Below are 17,945 nucleotides of genomic sequence, written 5' to 3' on the forward strand. Positions count from 1 at the left end.
TCAATCTCCTCGCAATTCGTCGGTAATCGCGTCACAAGCCTCAATGATTTTCCGAACCGCTTTATCTGCTCTGCGTCCAGTCAGCCGCCGATTGTGGCTTTCATCTTCCGCAAGAAATTCATTTGCGAGCAGGCCAAGCCGTCCTATCTGTGCCGCAATTCTGGAGAGGTCTGCAGATGGCTCCTGCAGCACGCAGTCGATAATATAAGCGGATCGAGTGCTATATCGCGCCGCCGTCTGCCCCGCTGCAATCGCAGCCTTCTGTTCAGCTGTCGGGTAGATCTTCCACGGCGTTTCTTTCTTTGGCATAGAGCTTGTCCTTCAGGGGTTGGCAATCGTCAGATGCTCCGGATGCCCGCCCAGCATGCAGTGATAACCTCACGGCATTGCCGAACACGGGTTCCTGAATGACGTCGGATCGCGCTCACCTTCCAGACTTAAGAAAGCAATTCATTCTGTCATCAGTGAATCTCGTCTATTGTGAACCAGTATGTCGCTTTCCTGTGGATAGAGGGCCTGGGTCCACTTTGTTGCGCTATAGAGAAGGCATCATGCTGGCCGCGCGTATCCAGAAAGTTTATCTATGACCGTTTTTTTGTTCACCTGCGGCAAGGACCTAAGGAGGGGGGCTAAAATTATGTTTTACTAAGATTGGTGAAGGCCGGAATCACTCGTCAAAAGGTGTTGATTGCATTGCACATTTACGCTCTCCGAGTAAGGTATGGATAAGAAAACCTTATCTGGTGATGGAGCCCAACTTTGCGAATAATCGACAATACTACGACCCTCCTGGGAGACGACCTCAAGCGCGAGCTTGCAGGGGGGACGAAGTTACGGATAGCTGCGGGTTGCTTTTCGATCTACGCTTTTGAAGCCTTGAAGTCCGAGTTGGAAAAGTTGGACGAATTTGAATTCCTTTTCACCGAACCCACATTTGTTGCCAACGGCGCGATAGATCGCATCAGAAAAGAAAAGCGCCAATTTTTTATTCCGAACGGGCGATCCAGTAGTGCTTTGTCCGGTAGCGAGTTTGAAATACAATTGCGCAACAAAATGACCCAGCGCGCCGTGGCTCGTGAATGTGCTGAATGGATACGCAGGAAGGCGTGCTTCAAATCAAACGCGACCTCTGGCCCTATGCAACAATTTGCGCATATTCAGAAAACCGATGCAAATACTGCCTACATGCCGCTGTCCGGCTTCACGGCTGTCGATCTTGGATATCAGCAAGGTGACGCGATTTCGAATTACACGCAAGTCATGGACGAGCCTCAGTTTGCGCAAACTTACCTGAATCTGTTTGACCAAATCTGGAACGACAAAGAAAAGTTGAACGATGTAACTACTGAAGTTTTAGAGCATATTGAGGCGGTCTATCAGGAAAACCCAGCGGAACGGGTTTACTTCATGATCCTCTTTAACCTGTTCAACGATTTTCTGAGCGAGATTGATGAGGACGTCCTGCCGAAGGACCGCACTGGATATCAGGAAAGTCTGGTCTGGAAAAAGCTGTTCAATTACCAACGAGACGCCGCTGTCGGGATCATCAATAAGCTTGAAACCTACAATGGTTGTATTCTCGCCGACAGTGTTGGGCTTGGTAAAACCTTTACGGCCCTTGCGGTCGTCAAATATTACGAACTGCGCAACAAGGATGTGCTTGTCCTCTGCCCCAAGAAGCTTGCGGACAACTGGCGAAATTACAATGCGAACCTGACCACGAACATTTTTGCGAAGGACCGGTTTCGCTATGACGTGCTGTCCCACACTGACCTATCACGGACATCTGGCGAGTCGTTCGGGATGCGCCTCGATCGTGTTAACTGGGGGAACTACGATCTTGTGGTCATCGATGAGTCCCATAATTTTCGGAACAACGATGTCTATAAGGACAGAGAAACGCGATATCAGCGATTGATGGAGAAGGTCATCAAAGCGGGGGTGAAAACCAAAGTTTTGATGCTGTCTGCCACCCCGGTGAACAACCGATTTACCGATCTGCGAAACCAGCTGGCCTTAGCATATGAAGGGCATTCAGACGCACTTAGTAAAAATCTCAAGACCAAAACGAGCGTAGAAGAGATATTTCGCCGTGCTCAGGCAGCATTCAACGTATGGTCGGACCTGCCTCCAGAGCAACGAACGCCCGCATCAATCCTGCGGGCGCTCGATTTCGACTTCTTTGAACTTCTGGACGCGGTGACAATCGCGCGGTCTCGCAAACATATCGAAACTTTCTACGATACCGCTGACATCGGGACTTTTCCGACGCGGTTAAAGCCGCTGTCCCACCATTTACCCATCACCCATCGACCGGATGTGATCGGGTTCAACGAGATTTTTGCGCAGTTAAGTGCGCTCAAAATGGCCGTCTACGCCCCGGTCAATTACATTCAGCCCAGCAGGCTGAAGAAATATGAAGACCTTTACGACACCAAGACCGAAGGTGGCAAAGGCACGTTGAAACAGGCAGACCGCGAGAAAAGCCTTCAAACTTTGATGACGACCAACCTGCTCAAGCGGCTGGAAAGTTCAGTCTACGCTTTCCGCAAGACCCTTGGTGCCCTTTCTGGTAATATTGGACGGACACTGGAGGCTATAGAACGGTTTGAAGCTTCTGGTGTCCTCGGGGCAGTCGATGAATTGGATGTCGACTTCGAAAGTGCCGCTGAGGAAGACGACGATTTCGCAGACTTCTCTGTTGGCAAAAAGATCAAGATTGACCTGGCTGACATGGACATAAAGGCGTGGAAGCACGAACTGGCGGCGGACAAGATTATCATCGACGGCCTAATTGTCGAAATGGAGCGCGTCACCCCCGATGATGATGCCAAACTCCAGCACTTGATAGCCGAGATCGAAGGCAAGATGGCTAATCCACTGAACGCCGGTAACCGCAAGGTGGTCGTCTTCACCGCCTTCGCAGACACAGCAAACTACCTGTTCGCCCAGCTTGCTCCCCATTTCGCCGAGGCGCAGAACATCCATACCGGAATTGTCACAGGCTCGGGCGGTCCCAGGACAACGCTCAAGAGAACGTATGACTTCCAATCCGTCCTGACCCTCTTTGCACCCCGTGCGAAAGAAAAGGACAAGATCATGCCAGATGATCCAGCCGAGCTGGACATTCTCATTGGCACTGACTGCATATCAGAAGGCCAAAACCTTCAGGATTGCGACTACCTTATAAATTATGACATCCACTGGAATCCCGTGCGCATCGTTCAGCGGTTCGGACGGATCGACCGGATCGGCTCGCCGAATACGCAAATCCAGCTTTCCAACTACTGGCCCGACATCAGCCTTGATGAATATATCAACCTCAAAGAGCGGGTCGAGAACCGGATGCACATCGTCGATATGGCGGGCACCGGCGAGGATAACGTGCTTACCTCCAAAAGCTCGGACGTTGCCTATCGCAAAGACCAGCTTCAGCGCCTTCAGGACGAGGTGATCGAGCTGGAGGACGTCAAGACAGGCATTTCCATCACCGATCTGGGACTCAACGACTTCCGGATGGACTTGCTGAACTACCTCAAGACCCATGATGATCTGCCGCGTATGCCGAATGGCTTGCACACGGTTGTTCCCGCCGATCCGCAACGCGGGCTTGTGCCCGGCGTGATCTTTGCGCTGCGCAACATCCACGACAGCGTCAACGTCAACCAGCAGAACCGCCTACACCCCTATTACCTGATCTACATTGGCGAGGATGGCGAGATTGTCGCTGACCAGATGCAGGTGAAACGCCTGTTGGATCTGATCCGAACGGGCTGCAAAGGCCACACTATTCCATTTCGCGACCTTTGCACCGCTTTCAATGCGGAAACGCAGGACGGGCGCAACATGGGGGCCTATTCAGACCTGCTGAACAGCGCGATCAAATCCATGATTGAAGTGAAAGAAGAACGCGATATCGACAGTCTGTTCTCGGGTGGGCATACCACCGCCCTAACCCAGACCATCGCGGGGTTGGAGGATTTCGAGCTGATCGCCTTTATCGTGGTGCGTGCGGAATGACGGCGCTTTACCAATACCCGCCCCAGACCGCGTTGAAACGGGTGATCCCGAAAACACGCATTTATGACGGGGCCAAGGCCAGCACCGCGCTGCGTGAACGTTTCGTGCGCGAGGTGGACCAGATCGTCTGGGCGCATAAACTCGCCCCAGAGACACTGAACCTGCCTGCCACCGCCGCCGTGCCGGAAATTCAGGTATTCCGCCTGACCCTCAAGGGCGACAGCCTGCATGACGATATCCTGCGCGCCATTGATCGCGCCATTCCCTTCCCTGTGATGCTTGAACTTCTGGCCGGGGAGCGGATGCAAGCCGCCGCCGCCTTCAAGCGCCCGTCTGATGCCGCCACAGGCAAATGGGTGGTGTCGGATCATATGCGCGGCGCTTGGGTTGGGCGTGAGACGCCGCGAAACCCCCTGCCTGTCGCGGTGACGCTGGGCGCGCTGTATGAGGGGATGTTGTCGCCATTGATGCCTGTGGCGCCTGTTGCGGGCGAGGATGTGGAAACCCGCCTTGCACGAGCGGCGCAAATCAAGGCAAAAGAGCGTGAGATTGCGCAGCTTCAATCAAAGCTGAAACGCGAAAACCAGTTTAATATCAAAGTGACGCTGCATGGCCAACTGGCCGAGGCGCGGGCAGAATTTGAACATATGAAGACGCCGAATAGGGGCGATAAGGGGACACCATGACAGATGAAATCGAAAGGCTGAAAATGCACAGCCCCGACCTGACCCAAGACAATATCGCCAAGATCCGCGCCTTGTTCCCCGGCTGCGTGACCGAAGCGGCGGGGGAGGATGGCGCGCCGACGCTGAAGGTGGATTTTGACCAACTGCGGCAGGAATTGTCGGACAGCATCGTGGAGGGGCCGCAGGAGCGGTATCATCTGGACTGGCCGGGCAAGCGGCAGGCGCTGATCACCGCCAATGCGCCAATTGCAAAAACCCTGCGCCCGTGCCGCGAGGAGAGCGTGGATTTCGACACGACCCAGAACCTGTTCATCGAGGGCGACAACCTTGAGGCGCTCAAGCTACTGCAAGAGACCTATCTGGGTAAGGTCAAGATGATCTATATCGATCCGCCGTATAATACAGGGAATGATTTTGTTTATGACGATGATTTTTCTGAAAGCACGGCAGAGTTTCTGGAGCGGTCAAACCAGACAGATGAGGCTGGGAACAGGCTGGTAGCGAATACGACCAGTAATGGGCGGTTTCATTCGGACTGGTTGTCGATGATTTACCCGCGTTTGAAACTTGCGCGGAGTCTGCTTTGTGCTGACGGTGTGATTTTCATTAACATCGATGATGGTGAAGTCGGAAACCTGCGTAAAGCTGCTGATGAAGTCTTTGGAGAAGAGAATTTAATTGCAAATATTATCTGGCAAAAGAAATACACGCGCGCAAACGACGCGCGGTGGTTTTCCGATAATCATGATCATATCCTCTGCTATGCACGTGATAAACAGGGCATGTCCCTGAACCTACTTCCAAGAAATGAAGAGCAGCTTGCAGCGTATTCCAACCCTGATAACCACCCGAAGGGTCCGTGGAAAGCGACCCCACTACACGCCAAAAGTGGCACAAATACAAATAGTTTTACATTCGAAAGTGGCGTGACATGGACGCCACCAACGGGGACCTTTCGTCGCTTCAATGACGAATCCATGAAACGGATGGAGCAAGAGGATGCTATTTGGTTTGGTTCTAACGGTAGTCAAATGCCATCGCGCAAGAGCTTCTTGTCAGAAGTGAAAGCGGGCGTCAGCCCTGTGACCATTTGGCCTTACGATGAAGTCGGCCACAATCACGAAGCGAATAACGAAGTGAAGGCATTAGGGTTAGGGGGGCTTTTCAACAACCCCAAACCTACAAGGCTACTGGCGCGAGCGATGGTGCTTGCCACTGGTTCTGATGACATCATTCTTGATTTTTTTGCCGGATCGAGCACCACTGGCCACGCCGTTTTTCAACAAAACGCTGACGACGGACTGAATAGGAAAGTTGTCTTAGTTCAGCTGCCAGAGCCCGTCGAAGAGAGCAAGCCTGCTTACAAAGCAGGCTACTCCACAATTTCCGACCTTTCCAAAGAGCGCATCCGCCGAGCAGGCGCAAAAATCCTCGAAGGGGACACCCACCCCGACTGGAACAAGGACGTGGGCTTTCGCGTGCTGAAAATCGACAGTTCCAACATGACCGATGTCTATTACACCCCCGATGCCACCACACAGGCTGACCTGCTGACCCGCGTGGACAACATCAAGCCCGACCGCTCCCCCGAGGACTTGCTGTTTCAGGTGCTGCTGGACTGGGGCGTGGACCTGACCCTGCCCATCACCCGCGAAACGCTGCACGGAAAAACCGTGTTCTTCGTCGCCGGCACCGCCCTTGCCGCCTGTTTCGACGATGGCGTAGACGAGGTGCTGGTCAAAGACCTCGCCGCCCGCGCGCCGATGCGCGTGGTGTTCAAGGACACAGGCTTCAAGGACGACGCGACCAAGATAAATGTGAAACAGATTTTCAAATCCCTGTCCCCTGACACAGACGTCAAAGCCATCTGATGACCCCCGACACGCTGCGCCAGAAACTGACCGACCTGATCGACACCTGGGAAAACGAGGTGGTCGAGTTCAAGGAGGTGTCGAACGACTTTGATACCGACAAGATCGGGCGCTATTTCTCGGCGCTGGCGAACGAGGCGAACCTGCGCGACGTCGATGCCGGATGGCTGGTGTTTGGCGTCAGCAACCGCACCCGTCAGGTCACCGGCACGCGCTACCGGCAAGATACGGAACGGTTGCACAGCCTCAAGCATCAGATTGCCCAAGGTGCGGACCCCACGACAACATTCCGCCAGCTTCACGAGGTGGATGTGGATGGTAAGCGCGTGGTGATGATGGAAATCCCGCCCGCGCCGCGCGGTATCCCGATTGCATGGCAGGGACATTACTACGCGCGCTCTGGCGAAAGCCTCGCCCCCCTCAGCCTTGCGAAGCTGGACGAGATACGCGCTCAGACGATCACAACAGATTGGAGCGCCCAACTGGTCGAAGGGGCAACGCTGGATGATTTGGATCCTGTGGCTATTGAGCGCGCGCGCAGTGATTTTGCCCTGAAGCACCAGAACCGTATTCCTCCCGATGAGGTGCGCGGCTGGTCCATCGCCACCTTGCTGGACCGCGCCAAAGTAACCCAACGCGGCGAAGTCACCCGCGCTGCGCTGTTGCTGCTGGGGCGGGCTGAAAGCGCCTATCTGCTGTCACCGCACCCCGCACAGATCACATGGAAGCTGGTGGGGCAGGAAAATGCCTATGAGCATTTCGGCCCGCCCTTCCTGCTGGCGACGTCGCAGCTTTATCAACGCATCCGCAACATCCAACTGCGCCTGCTGCCCGATGATGAGCTGTTGCCCCATGAGGTGTCGAAATACGATCAAAAGGTCGTGCTGGAAGCGCTGCACAACTGCATAGCCCATCAGGACTACCGCCTGCATCAGCGGATCATCGTGACCGAGAAGCCCGACCGGCTGGTATTCGAGAACGCAGGCCGGTTTTTCGAAGGTATGCCAGAGGATTATGTGCGCGGCGACAAATCACCCCGCGGCTATCGCAACCCCTATCTGGTGCAGGCGATGGTCGAGCTGAACATGATCGACCAGATGGGCTACGGCATTCAGCAGATGTATGAAACGCAGCGTCGGCGTTACCTACCGATGCCCGATTACGAAGTGTCCGATGATGCTGTGGTGATGACCATCTATGGCGGTGTGGTTGATCCTGCCTATACACGCGTGCTGATGGAGAACGGCGGATTGCAGTTGGTTGACGTGCTGGCGCTGGATCGCGTTCAAAAGGGGCTGGAAGTGCCGGATAGTGCGATACAGGCGCTTAAACGCAAGGGGCTGGTTGAGGGACGCAAGCCGCGGTTCCGGGTGTCGGCGGCTGTCGCAGCGGCCTCCTCTAAAAAAGTGGATTACATCAAGCATCGTGCGTTCGAAGAGCAACACTATGCGGATTGGATCGTGCAGTATCTACGAGAGTTCGGCACCGCCTCACGAAAGGATGTTGATGATTTGCTCTGGGATAAGCTCAGCGATGCGTTGGATGAAACGCAGAGGAAAAACAAAATAGGTAATATTCTCGGTATCTTACGGCGAAAGAATGTGATTTTCAACGCTGGTTCCAAGGCCATGCCATCGTGGAGGCTATGCGAATGAAACGGGAACGCTCTACGAAAGAAGTTACGAAAGAAACGCCAGATTTACGAAAGAGACTGCCATGAAGATCAAGTTTAAGTCGCAGCTCTATCAGACGCAGGCCGTGGATGCGGTTGTTGACTGCTTTGCAGGCCAACCTCGTCAGGATCCGTTGAAATACACAGTCGATCCGGGGGCTGCGGCTCAATCCCAAATGGAAGTCGAAGGCTTTGGGAACGGGGCTATCAAGCTGACTGAAGACGGATTGTTGGATAACATCACCAAGGTTCAACGTCTTGCGATGCTGCCGCTATCGGACAGCCTGACTTATTTCGCAGATGAAAAAGGCAAAAAGAAACCTGCCAGCTACAAACCCGGTGCGAGGGTCAATCTGGATGTTGAGATGGAGACCGGCACGGGTAAAACTTATGTCTACATCAAGACCATGTTCGAGCTGCACAAGCGTTACGGCTGGTCGAAGTTCATCATTATGGTGCCCAGCGTGGCGATCCGTGAAGGGGTGGCAAAATCGATAGAGATGACTGCTGAGCATTTTCAGCAGGAATACGGCAAGAAGGTCCGTTCGTTCGTCTACAACTCGAAGCGTTTGCACGAGCTGGAGAGCTTTTCGTCGGACTCGGGTATCAACGTTATGGTGATCAACGTGCAGGCGTTCAATGCGTCTGGGGCTGATAACCGGCGGATCTACGATGAACTGGACGATTTCCAATCGCGCAGACCGATTGACGTGATCGCCAAGAACCGACCAATCTTGATCCTGGATGAGCCGCAGAAAATGGAGGGGCCTGCGACGCAAAAGGCACTTCCGAAGTTCAACCCATTGTTCATTTTGCGTTATTCCGCTACCCATCGCACGGTCCATAACAAAGTGCATCGTCTGGATGCCGTGGATGCCTTCAACCAGAAGCTGGTCAAGAAGATCCGTGTCCATGGGGTGGAAACAAAGGGGCTAAGCGGAACCAATCCATACCTGTTTCTGCATCGGATCGACACGTCCAGCGCAGCCCCAGTGGCTTTCGTTGATATCGAGGTTAAGACCAAGTCAGGCATCAAACGGGTGCCCCGCAAGCTGGAACAAGGCCGTAACCTCTTGGACATGTCCAAGGGGCTTGAGGTTTATCGTGGTTTCACGGTCAGCAACATCGATGCGCGCGACGACACAGTTCACTTTACCAACGGTGATGTGCTGCACGCCGGTGAGGCATCGGGCGATATAACTGAGAGTGATATCCGCCGGATCCAGATCCGCGAAACGATTACCGCACACCTCGATCGCGAGCAGCTGCTGTTTGCGCGAGGGGTTAAGGTTCTGTCACTCTTCTTTATCGACGAGGTCGTGAAGTATCGGGACTACGGTCAGGATGATTACAAGGGGGAATACGCCCGTGTATTCGAGGAAGAATATGAGCAGGCGGTCGCCGATTTATTGAGCGAATTGCCTTTGGAAAATATCGAATATCGCAAACACCTTGAAGGGATCGATGTTGGTAGGACCCACCGCGGCTACTTCTCTATCGACAAAAAGGGACGGATGACGGACCCAAAGGCCGCCGCGCGCGGAGAGTTGGCTGGTCAATCGACTGAACCCAGCGATTATGACCTCATCCTGAAGGACAAAGAGCGGCTGCTATCATTTGATGAGCCCACACGGTTTATCTTTTCCCACTCTGCTCTGAGGGAGGGGTGGGACAACCCCAATGTCTTCGTGATGTGCATGCTTAAACACAATGAAAGTCAAAACACGATTTCACGGCGTCAGGAAGTCGGGCGTGGCCTGCGGATTGCAGTCAACCGGAACGGTGAACGGATGGACCATCCTGCCACAGTGCATGACATCAATGTGCTGACGGTTGTTGCCTCCGAGAGCTACAAAGGCTTTGTCACCGGGCTTCAAAAGGAAATAGCGGAAAATCTGTCTGCCCGCCCTCAATTGGCAGATGCCGACTACTTCGAGGGGAAATCGCTAAAGACCGGCGATCTGGAGTTGGTGATGGATAAAACGCTGGCCAAAAAGCTTGAGAGATTCTTGATCAAGAACGACTACGTGGATGACGATGGCCACATCACCGAAGCCTATCACGACGCGCGCAAGTCCGAAGAGCTGGCCGCATTGCCGGAAGTCCTTGAGGAACATAGGGATGCAACTTTTGCGTTGATCGATACGGTGTTCAGTAGCGCCGCCCTCAATGACATGCTGAGCGATGGGCGTGCTCCGAAGAAAAACAAACTGAATGACAATTTCGACCGCAACGAATTTCAAGAACTATGGCGGCGCATCAATCGCAAGGCCGTCTACCAGGTCGATTTTGACAGAAACGCGTTGGTCAAGAGCTGTATCGACCGACTAGAACGTGACCTTTCGGTTGCACCGCTGCAATACTTGGTGACCGAAGGCACGCTGTCTGATGGTGTCTCCGATGAACAACTGCGCTCGGGCGACGCCTTTGTTCAAGGGAAGCTTCGCACCGAAACGGGGACCAGTGCTCATTCTCGTGTTTCCTATGATGTGATCGGTGCAATTTGCGAGAATACGGACCTGACACGCCGGACAGTTGGTGAAATTCTTGGGGGTATCCAGGCTGTTAAATTTGGTGAATTCGCTAAGAACCCCGAACAGTTCATCGCCGATGCGTCGCATATGATCCAGGAGCAAAAGGCGACTGCAATTATCGAAAAGCTGACCTATGACGCACTGGAAGAGCGGTATTCATCTGAACTGTTCACAGCAGGAGAGACCGGTAATGACTTCAAAAAAGCCACTGATAAGTTGAAAAACCACGTTTATGATTATGCTATAGTCGATTCCAAGGTTGAACGTGAGTTTGTTAAGGATCTCGACACCAGCTCGGAGGTAATCGTTTATTCAAAACTGCCACGAGGGTTTCTCATTCCCACTCCAGTGGGCGACTATAATCCCGACTGGGCGATCGCCTTCAAAGAGGGAGGCGTTAAGCACCTATATTTCGTTGCAGAGACAAAATCTGACCTGCCATCGATGAAAATGCGTGAGCTTGAACAAACCAAGATTAAATGCGCTCGCAAGTTTTTTGACGAGATCGGCAGGCGGATTAATGAAGATCAGGTGAAATATGACGTTGTAACCAACTATTCGGACCTTATGGCTTTGGTTAAAGCCACAGCATAAAAACTATTTCTCCGCTGGGCTTCGACATATTATCGAGATCCGGCATGAGATGTGTTCTTCCAATCTGTCTATTTAGCACGAAGCACTGCCGTGAGAGGCTAAATCACGGCCTTCGTGCTGGCCATTTCAATATGTTCCAAAGCCTCTGCCAATGTGTCCAAGGCCACCTTCTGCGGATCGACTACATGCTCGAGAAGATGGGTTGTGGCCAGATAGTTTTCTAAGGCTGTAGAACTGCCCTCGTCCTTATTGGATGCATTGTGCGCCAGAATTTCATCGATAACCCGTGGCGATACTCCCAGCAATTTCATGATTGTCGCAGCTGTCCTACGCAAGTCATGGCGGTGCCAGTCGCTGGTGTCGCTTACACGATGGACGGCGCCGGTGATCCGCTGCCAGTTATCCAACCCGCCACCCTCGGCATTCGGAAAAACCAAATCATCAGATTTTCGGGTATTGTAGTTCGGCAGTCCACGCAACAACTTGATAGCGGCATCAGACAGGGGCAAGTTCTGCAACTTTGGGGGCCCCGAAATTGTTTTAACGTATGGTTTGTGCCAAATTCCAGAATTCTCACGGAAATGCCCCCACTTCATGTTAACAAGCTCAGATCGGCGAGCGGCGGTCAGCAGCAGAAACCTCAAAGCCACTGCCCGCAGATCGTGTTTCGGATGTGTCTTGAGGCCCAAAACTTCCGGTGCGGGCCATACCAGAAATGGCAATATGCGAGCTAGCTCCAGATGATCCAGTGCCCTGTCACGCCGACCTGTGATCGAGTGATCGTCAATCGATGGATCATATGTCTGCCTCACATCAACAACGTCCAGCTTTTCGCGACGCCCCAAGCCGACTTTATTTGATTTATTCCGATGCGCCGCCCAGTCAAACATCGTCATTAAGTAAGAACGCCCCCGCGAAACTTGGCCGTTTGCGGTGCCTTTTCCAGAGCGCGGAACGTAAGTATTCATTGTGTGAGCGAGATCCTCGAGCCCAATCTCCGTGATCTGCGTTGACAAATGTGGTTGAAACACTCGCTCGATACGGCGCCTTGCTTCACTTGGTCTGCCGTTTTCTGTTGGCATCCATGTTTTTCGCTTCTGAGACATGATTTTCTCGTATTCCAATACGACCGCTTGGAGCGTTGGGATTTCGGCATGCAACGCGGCTGCTTCGGCAGCCGCGGTTTTTTGTGCCGCGGCAGTGATGTTCTCGCCAGCTTTCAACCGTCTGCGGAGTTCTGCCGCCGCCGCACGGGCATCAGCAAGACTGATATTTCCATAATGGCCAATATTAGTGCTCTGGATCTTTCCGTCTGGCCCGCGCAATCTAAAGGCAAAGGTCTTCTGACCCGATGGATAGAACCTGATCAACAGCCCGGTTTCCTTCGCATCTGTAACGTCATTCCGTGCTTTGACCTTCCGAGCCTTGATGAATTTATCTGTGAGTTCAATTTTAGCCATAACGCTTTTCTCCTGTTTCGAGAATGATATGCGGAGGCCTTTCCAGTGGCACAACAGTGGCACAGAAGGGCCAAGCTACGTCGATGCCAGATAATCTGGAATGAGTAGTCTGAAGTAATGATTTATCTATTTAAATCAGATAAATAATCGAAATTTATTATCCGAATTCTGTTCATGATAACACGCCGAGAACCGCAGGAAATCAGCCCTTATCGGCTTGAAAATCCTCGTGTCGGTGGTTCGATTCCGCCCCCGGGCACCATTTTTCTGGTTAAGGCCGGTATTCCCCCAACCGACCCTTTTTTAAAGCAATCGACCACTCCGCCCATCCAACTCCGCGCGCGGCATCCCAACCCACCTCACTAACTCAATTTGTCCAGCAGGGAACGCAACCGCACCCCGCACGTTACTCCTTTAGCAACATCAAGGAGAGACAACATGGCGAACGAAGACCAAGCTAAAGGCAAAGCGAAAGACATCGGTGGCAAGCTGAAAGAAGAAGCAGGCGACGCCACAAACAACGAAGACATGAAGCGCGAAGGCCAAGCTGATCAGGCCGAAGGTAAAGTGCAAAAGGGCGTCGGTGACGCCAAGGACAAACTGTCCGACTGAAACAGACCCCGCCCTCGGTCCACGGACCGGGGGCGAAATATTTCTAGGGACCGCCGAGCCCCATCGCTTCGCTACAATATAGAGCGCATGGGCGCCGAACCTTACCGCCTGATTATAATATACAGCGCATGGACGATGCCCGGCAGATAGCCCAACAGCGTCAGGATGATGTTGATCCAAAAGTGCTTTCCCAGCCCTTCTTGCAAAAAGACCCCTAGCGGGGGCAAGAGAATGGCAACAATTATCCGAATAATGTCCATATGATCGCCCTGTGAAAAGGGGCACCTCCTTTGTAAAACAGGGCATAGACCCTAGCGCGCAGAAGGCGTTCTGCCAGTCTTGCCCGATAAGTCGTTCGGGCTAAAAAGATATGGAGCACGGGCGCGATAATTGGTCAGCCTGACACAGCAGAGGGAGTGGCAGGTGGAACCTATCAAGATCATGTGGCGGCAGGTGGCCAATATGGCGCGGGACGCGATCGCTATGCTGCCGCAGATCGGCGTAGCCATCGTTATTCTAATACTGACCTGGGCGCTTGCGGCAGGGGGGCGGGCGCTTGTGCAACGCGGGTTGAGCCGCACGCGATTGCGTCAAAGCCTGCAAGATCTCTTTATCCTGCTAACCTCGATCGCGATCTGGGTGTTCGGCATTATGATCGCCGCAGTCATCGTCTTTCCCGGTCTCACACCGGCGAGCATTCTGGCTGGACTTGGCATCGGCTCGGTTGCGATCGGATTTGCCTTCAAGGATGTCTTTGAAAACTTCCTTGCCGGCATCATCATTCTGTTCCGCCGCGAGATGCGCATGAGCGATTACATCGAATGCGAGGGGATCGAGGGTAAAGTTGCGCATATCGCGATCCGCGAAAGCCATATACGGCAGACTGACGGGCAGCTGGTGATCGTCCCCAACGCCATGCTGTTCAAAAACCCGGTCTATGTCCGCACCGATCAAAAGCACCGTCGGGTGAGCATTATCTGCGGCGTAGCCTATGACGTGGACGTTGATGAAGCGCGTCGCGTCATCACCGCAGCGGTGAAGGACTGCCAGACCGTTGAACAAAGCGATCACCCTATTCAGGTCTTTGCCCAAGAGTTCGCGGACTCCTCGGTGAACTTCGAAGTGACATGGTGGACCAAATCCGCCCCGGTGGACCTTCGCCGGTCCAAGGATGAGGTCATTAGCGCGGTAAAGCAGGCGCTCGACGATGCCGGGCTGGAGATCCCATTCCCATACCGCACTCTGACCTTCAAAGAACCGCTTCCATTGCAGCGGGCCGTCAAGGACGAGGAGAACGGCTAGGGCAGGGGGGTGATTCACCCAATTTCGCAGTGAATCGCGGCCAACCACGGCCCACGCCGCTGCAAAAGTTGCATAACACAACCACTTGGAGCCCCTCAAAGGTACAAAGGCTTTGTTAGGTTCCCTGCAAAAACAACATCTTACCCCCTAGTTCCCAAAAACCTGCAGTTTTTTGAATTTTCTGCTTGCAGGTTCTGCGCGGTAACACTAGAACCCCCCTTACCGGCGGCGCAGCGATGCACCAACGGGGCGCCAGACGGGGCGGACGGAAGCGGGGACGCGGAAGTTTGGTTCGGCAAGGCGGGAAAATTCGAGGTACAAGAGGCGGGGCGCGCCAAGGATATAGGGCGCATCTTGGTTTCTTTTGTCTCAACGCTGTTTGAAAATTTGATATCTGAAGAGATATGTGGGCGGTTTGGTTCATTCGATGGATCAACGTCTGTATATCGCGCTCTTAGGGTTTAGGCCCGATGATGGAGTGTCAGCTTCACTGTTTGGACGGCTTTCGCTACTTTGTAGCTGAAGCACAACGAACAGAGAATGGCTTGTATCTTTCAGTAAGGGATACAGGTCGATGTGCAGAGGTTCGACGTCAAGGATAAGCTAGCAATAGCTTTTCAACTTGAGAGTTTGATCCTGGCTCAGAACGAACGCTGGCGGCAGGCCTAACACATGCAAGTCGAGCGCGCCCTTCGGGGTGAGCGGCGGACGGGTTAGTAACGCGTGGGAACGTGCCCTTCTCTAAGGAATAGTCTCGGGAAACTGAGGGTAATACCTTATACGCCCTTCGGGGGAAAGATTTATCGGAGAAGGATCGGCCCGCGTTAGATTAGATAGTTGGTGGGGTAATGGCCTACCAAGTCTACGATCTATAGCTGGTTTTAGAGGATGATCAGCAACACTGGGACTGAGACACGGCCCAGACTCCTACGGGAGGCAGCAGTGGGGAATCTTAGACAATGGGCGCAAGCCTGATCTAGCCATGCCGCGTGTGTGATGAAGGTCTTAGGATCGTAAAGCACTTTCGCCAGGGATGATAATGACAGTACCTGGTAAAGAAACCCCGGCTAACTCCGTGCCAGCAGCCGCGGTAATACGGAGGGGGTTAGCGTTGTTCGGAATTACTGGGCGTAAAGCGTACGTAGGCGGATCAGCAAGTATAGGGTGAAATCCCGGGGCTCAACCCCGGAACTGCCTTGTAAACTGTTGGTCTTGAGTTCGAGAGAGGTGAGTGGAATTCCAAGTGTAGAGGTGAAATTCGTAGATATTTGGAGGAACACCAGTGGCGAAGGCGGCTCACTGGCTCGATACTGACGCTGAGGTACGAAAGTGTGGGGAGCAAACAGGATTAGATACCCTGGTAGTCCACACCGTAAACGATGAATGCCAGTCGTCGGGCAGTATACTGTTCGGTGACACACCTAACGGATTAAGCATTCCGCCTGGGGAGTACGGTCGCAAGATTAAAACTCAAAGGAATTGACGGGGGCCCGCACAAGCGGTGGAGCATGTGGTTTAATTCGAAGCAACGCGCAGAACCTTACCAACCCTTGACATCCTGTGCTAACCCGAGAGATCGGGCGTCCACTTCGGTGGCGCAGTGACAGGTGCTGCATGGCTGTCGTCAGCTCGTGTCGTGAGATGTTCGGTTAAGTCCGGCAACGAGCGCAACCCACATCCTTAGTTGCCAGCAGTTCGGCTGGGCACTCTAAGGAAACTGCCCGTGATAAGCGGGAGGAAGGTGTGGATGACGTCAAGTCCTCATGGCCCTTACGGGTTGGGCTACACACGTGCTACAATGGCAGTGACAATGGGTTAATCCCCAAAAGCTGTCTCAGTTCGGATTGGGGTCTGCAACTCGACCCCATGAAGTCGGAATCGCTAGTAATCGTGGAACAGCATGCCACGGTGAATACGTTCCCGGGCCTTGTACACACCGCCCGTCACACCATGGGAGTTGGTTCTACCCGACGGCCGTGCGCTAACCTTTTGGGGGCAGCGGACCACGGTAGGATCAGCGACTGGGGTGAAGTCGTAACAAGGTAGCCGTAGGGGAACCTGCGGCTGGATCACCTCCTTTCTAAGGATGTTCCTAGCCAGATGAGCTTGCTCATCTCATGGAACACTTAGCAGGTCGGCAAACAAAGCCGGCCATATTTAGAACCGAGCCGTCCTCATATCTCTTCAGAAATAGGTCCTGCGCTGACGGCGTGGGTCTCAATAGTTTGGGGCCTTAGCTCAGCTGGGAGAGCGCCTGATTTGCATTCAGGAGGTCAGGAGTTCGATCCTCCTAGGCTCCACCAAGCCTTTTGCAGAGCAAAAGGCGTCGCCCTGGCAGTCGTTGCGCAGCAACGATGAGAAGGGCAGCGTAGATGGCCCTTAACCTCAACCACTAGGGGCTGGTTCCTCTCGGGCCATTCCTTCGGAATGCCCTGCCGGAACGACGAGTTTTGCCTTCGGCAAAATCTCTTGCACAACTCGCACATTGCTTCGCAATATGCTGTTTGTGCGACGTGCGCGCCTCCGGCGCACACTGGGTCGGTAGCTCAGGTGGTTAGAGCGCACGCCTGATAAGCGTGAGGTCGGAGGTTCAAGTCCTCCTCGACCCACCACCTTACTCAAGGTGGTACATGGAACATACCTTCAAGCACATACAGTGTGTTTGAACGTCTGTTCCCGGATGAAGCATCGCTTCGTCCTTCAGACGAATTGACATCGTAAAGAGAGATACTAACAACATGTTTGATCGCCCCGCGTTAGGGGATGATCTCAGTTGCTGCCCCTCGGGGCCGGTGTTTGATGACTGCTTCCTCGGTCATTCAAGCATATCGCGGCTGAAACGAATATGTTGTCCAAGTCAAGTACACTAACCAGAGTGATGACGCGGGCCTCCTGCACGGACGGTTCGCTATCTGCATCGCTCATTGTCCAGACGACAGTCTGGGCGGGTAAAGTATGCTTTTGATGCAGAATAAGAGGATCAGTTTCTTACCAGCTTCTGATCTTCGCGCAGGACGCCAAGTCTTGCTTTTTCTGGATCAAATCAAGCGCGAAAAGGGCGTTTGGTGAATGCCTTGGCAGTAAGAGGCGATGAAAGACGTGATACTCTGCGATAAGCCATGGGGAGCTGAGAATAAGCTTTGATCCATGGATTTCTGAATGGGGCAACCCACCTGATACTTTGTTATTATTGC

The 17,945-nt window shown here is 53.3% G+C and carries 10 protein-coding genes, 2 tRNA genes and 2 rRNA genes; 11 read left to right on the plus strand and 3 right to left on the minus strand.

Going from position 1 to position 17,945, the window contains the following annotated elements; genetic code table 11:
* Positions 1-309 carry a hypothetical protein gene (locus tag HTT03_RS18460; protein ID WP_174861230.1) on the minus strand — a complete coding sequence of 103 codons (309 nt, stop codon included), beginning with the start codon at positions 307-309 and terminating at the stop codon, positions 1-3.
* A gap of 450 nt (positions 310-759) precedes the next feature.
* On the opposite strand from HTT03_RS18460, the gene HTT03_RS18465 reads away from it, so the two are divergent.
* From HTT03_RS18465 to HTT03_RS18485, 5 genes are all read left to right on the plus strand, one after another.
* The gene (locus HTT03_RS18465) at positions 760-4,020 is read left to right on the plus strand and encodes a helicase-related protein (RefSeq protein WP_174861231.1); all 3,261 of its coding nucleotides are present in this window, start codon (positions 760-762) and stop codon (positions 4,018-4,020) included.
* Entirely contained in the window at positions 4,017-4,706 is a 690-nt protein-coding gene (locus HTT03_RS18470) for a DUF4391 domain-containing protein (protein WP_174861232.1), read from the plus strand. Before HTT03_RS18465 ends, HTT03_RS18470 begins: the two co-directional genes overlap by 4 nt.
* 71 nt (positions 4,707-4,777) lie before the next feature.
* Positions 4,778-6,577 carry a site-specific DNA-methyltransferase gene (locus HTT03_RS18475; RefSeq protein ID WP_217482858.1) on the plus strand — a complete coding sequence of 600 codons (1,800 nt, stop codon included), beginning with the start codon at positions 4,778-4,780 and terminating at the stop codon, positions 6,575-6,577.
* Complete coding sequence (locus HTT03_RS18480; RefSeq protein ID WP_174861233.1) at positions 6,577-8,232, plus strand: RNA-binding domain-containing protein; 1,656 nt, start codon at positions 6,577-6,579, stop codon at positions 8,230-8,232. Before HTT03_RS18475 ends, HTT03_RS18480 begins: the two co-directional genes overlap by 1 nt.
* Before the next feature lie 61 nt (positions 8,233-8,293).
* Positions 8,294-11,377, plus strand: a complete 3,084-nt coding sequence (locus HTT03_RS18485; RefSeq protein ID WP_174861234.1) for a type III restriction-modification system endonuclease — start codon at positions 8,294-8,296, stop codon at positions 11,375-11,377.
* Between the two features lie 98 nt (positions 11,378-11,475).
* On the opposite strand, the gene HTT03_RS18490 is transcribed toward HTT03_RS18485, so the two are convergent.
* Entirely contained in the window at positions 11,476-12,837 is a 1,362-nt protein-coding gene (locus tag HTT03_RS18490) for a tyrosine-type recombinase/integrase (protein WP_174861235.1), read from the minus strand.
* A 438-nt stretch (positions 12,838-13,275) separates the two neighbouring features.
* On the opposite strand from HTT03_RS18490, the gene HTT03_RS18495 reads away from it, so the two are divergent.
* Entirely contained in the window at positions 13,276-13,449 is a 174-nt protein-coding gene (locus tag HTT03_RS18495; protein WP_174861236.1) for a CsbD family protein, read from the plus strand.
* A gap of 101 nt (positions 13,450-13,550) precedes the next feature.
* Here the strand turns inward: HTT03_RS18495 and HTT03_RS18500 are convergent, their stop codons facing one another.
* Positions 13,551-13,709 (minus strand): YqaE/Pmp3 family membrane protein, encoded by a 159-nt coding sequence (locus HTT03_RS18500; protein WP_174861237.1) that lies wholly within the window; start codon positions 13,707-13,709, stop codon positions 13,551-13,553.
* A 163-nt stretch (positions 13,710-13,872) separates the two neighbouring features.
* Between HTT03_RS18500 and HTT03_RS18505 the strand changes: the two genes are divergently transcribed.
* The 5 genes from HTT03_RS18505 to HTT03_RS18525 form a co-directional block, all read left to right on the plus strand.
* Positions 13,873-14,751, plus strand: coding sequence for a mechanosensitive ion channel family protein (locus HTT03_RS18505; protein WP_343035877.1), 879 nt, complete (start codon positions 13,873-13,875; stop codon positions 14,749-14,751).
* 618 nt (positions 14,752-15,369) lie between these two features.
* Positions 15,370-16,831, plus strand: a 16S ribosomal RNA gene (locus HTT03_RS18510).
* 147 nt (positions 16,832-16,978) lie between these two features.
* Positions 16,979-17,054: transfer RNA gene (locus HTT03_RS18515), tRNA-Ala, on the plus strand.
* A 232-nt stretch (positions 17,055-17,286) separates the two neighbouring features.
* A tRNA-Ile gene (locus HTT03_RS18520) sits at positions 17,287-17,363 on the plus strand.
* Positions 17,364-17,792: 429 nt separating this feature from the next.
* A 23S ribosomal RNA gene (locus HTT03_RS18525) occupies positions 17,793-17,945 on the plus strand; the annotation flags it as partial.

It is taken from the genome of Sulfitobacter maritimus (genome assembly GCF_013346665.1).
GTDB classification, from domain to species: Bacteria; Pseudomonadota; Alphaproteobacteria; order Rhodobacterales; family Rhodobacteraceae; genus Sulfitobacter; species Sulfitobacter maritimus.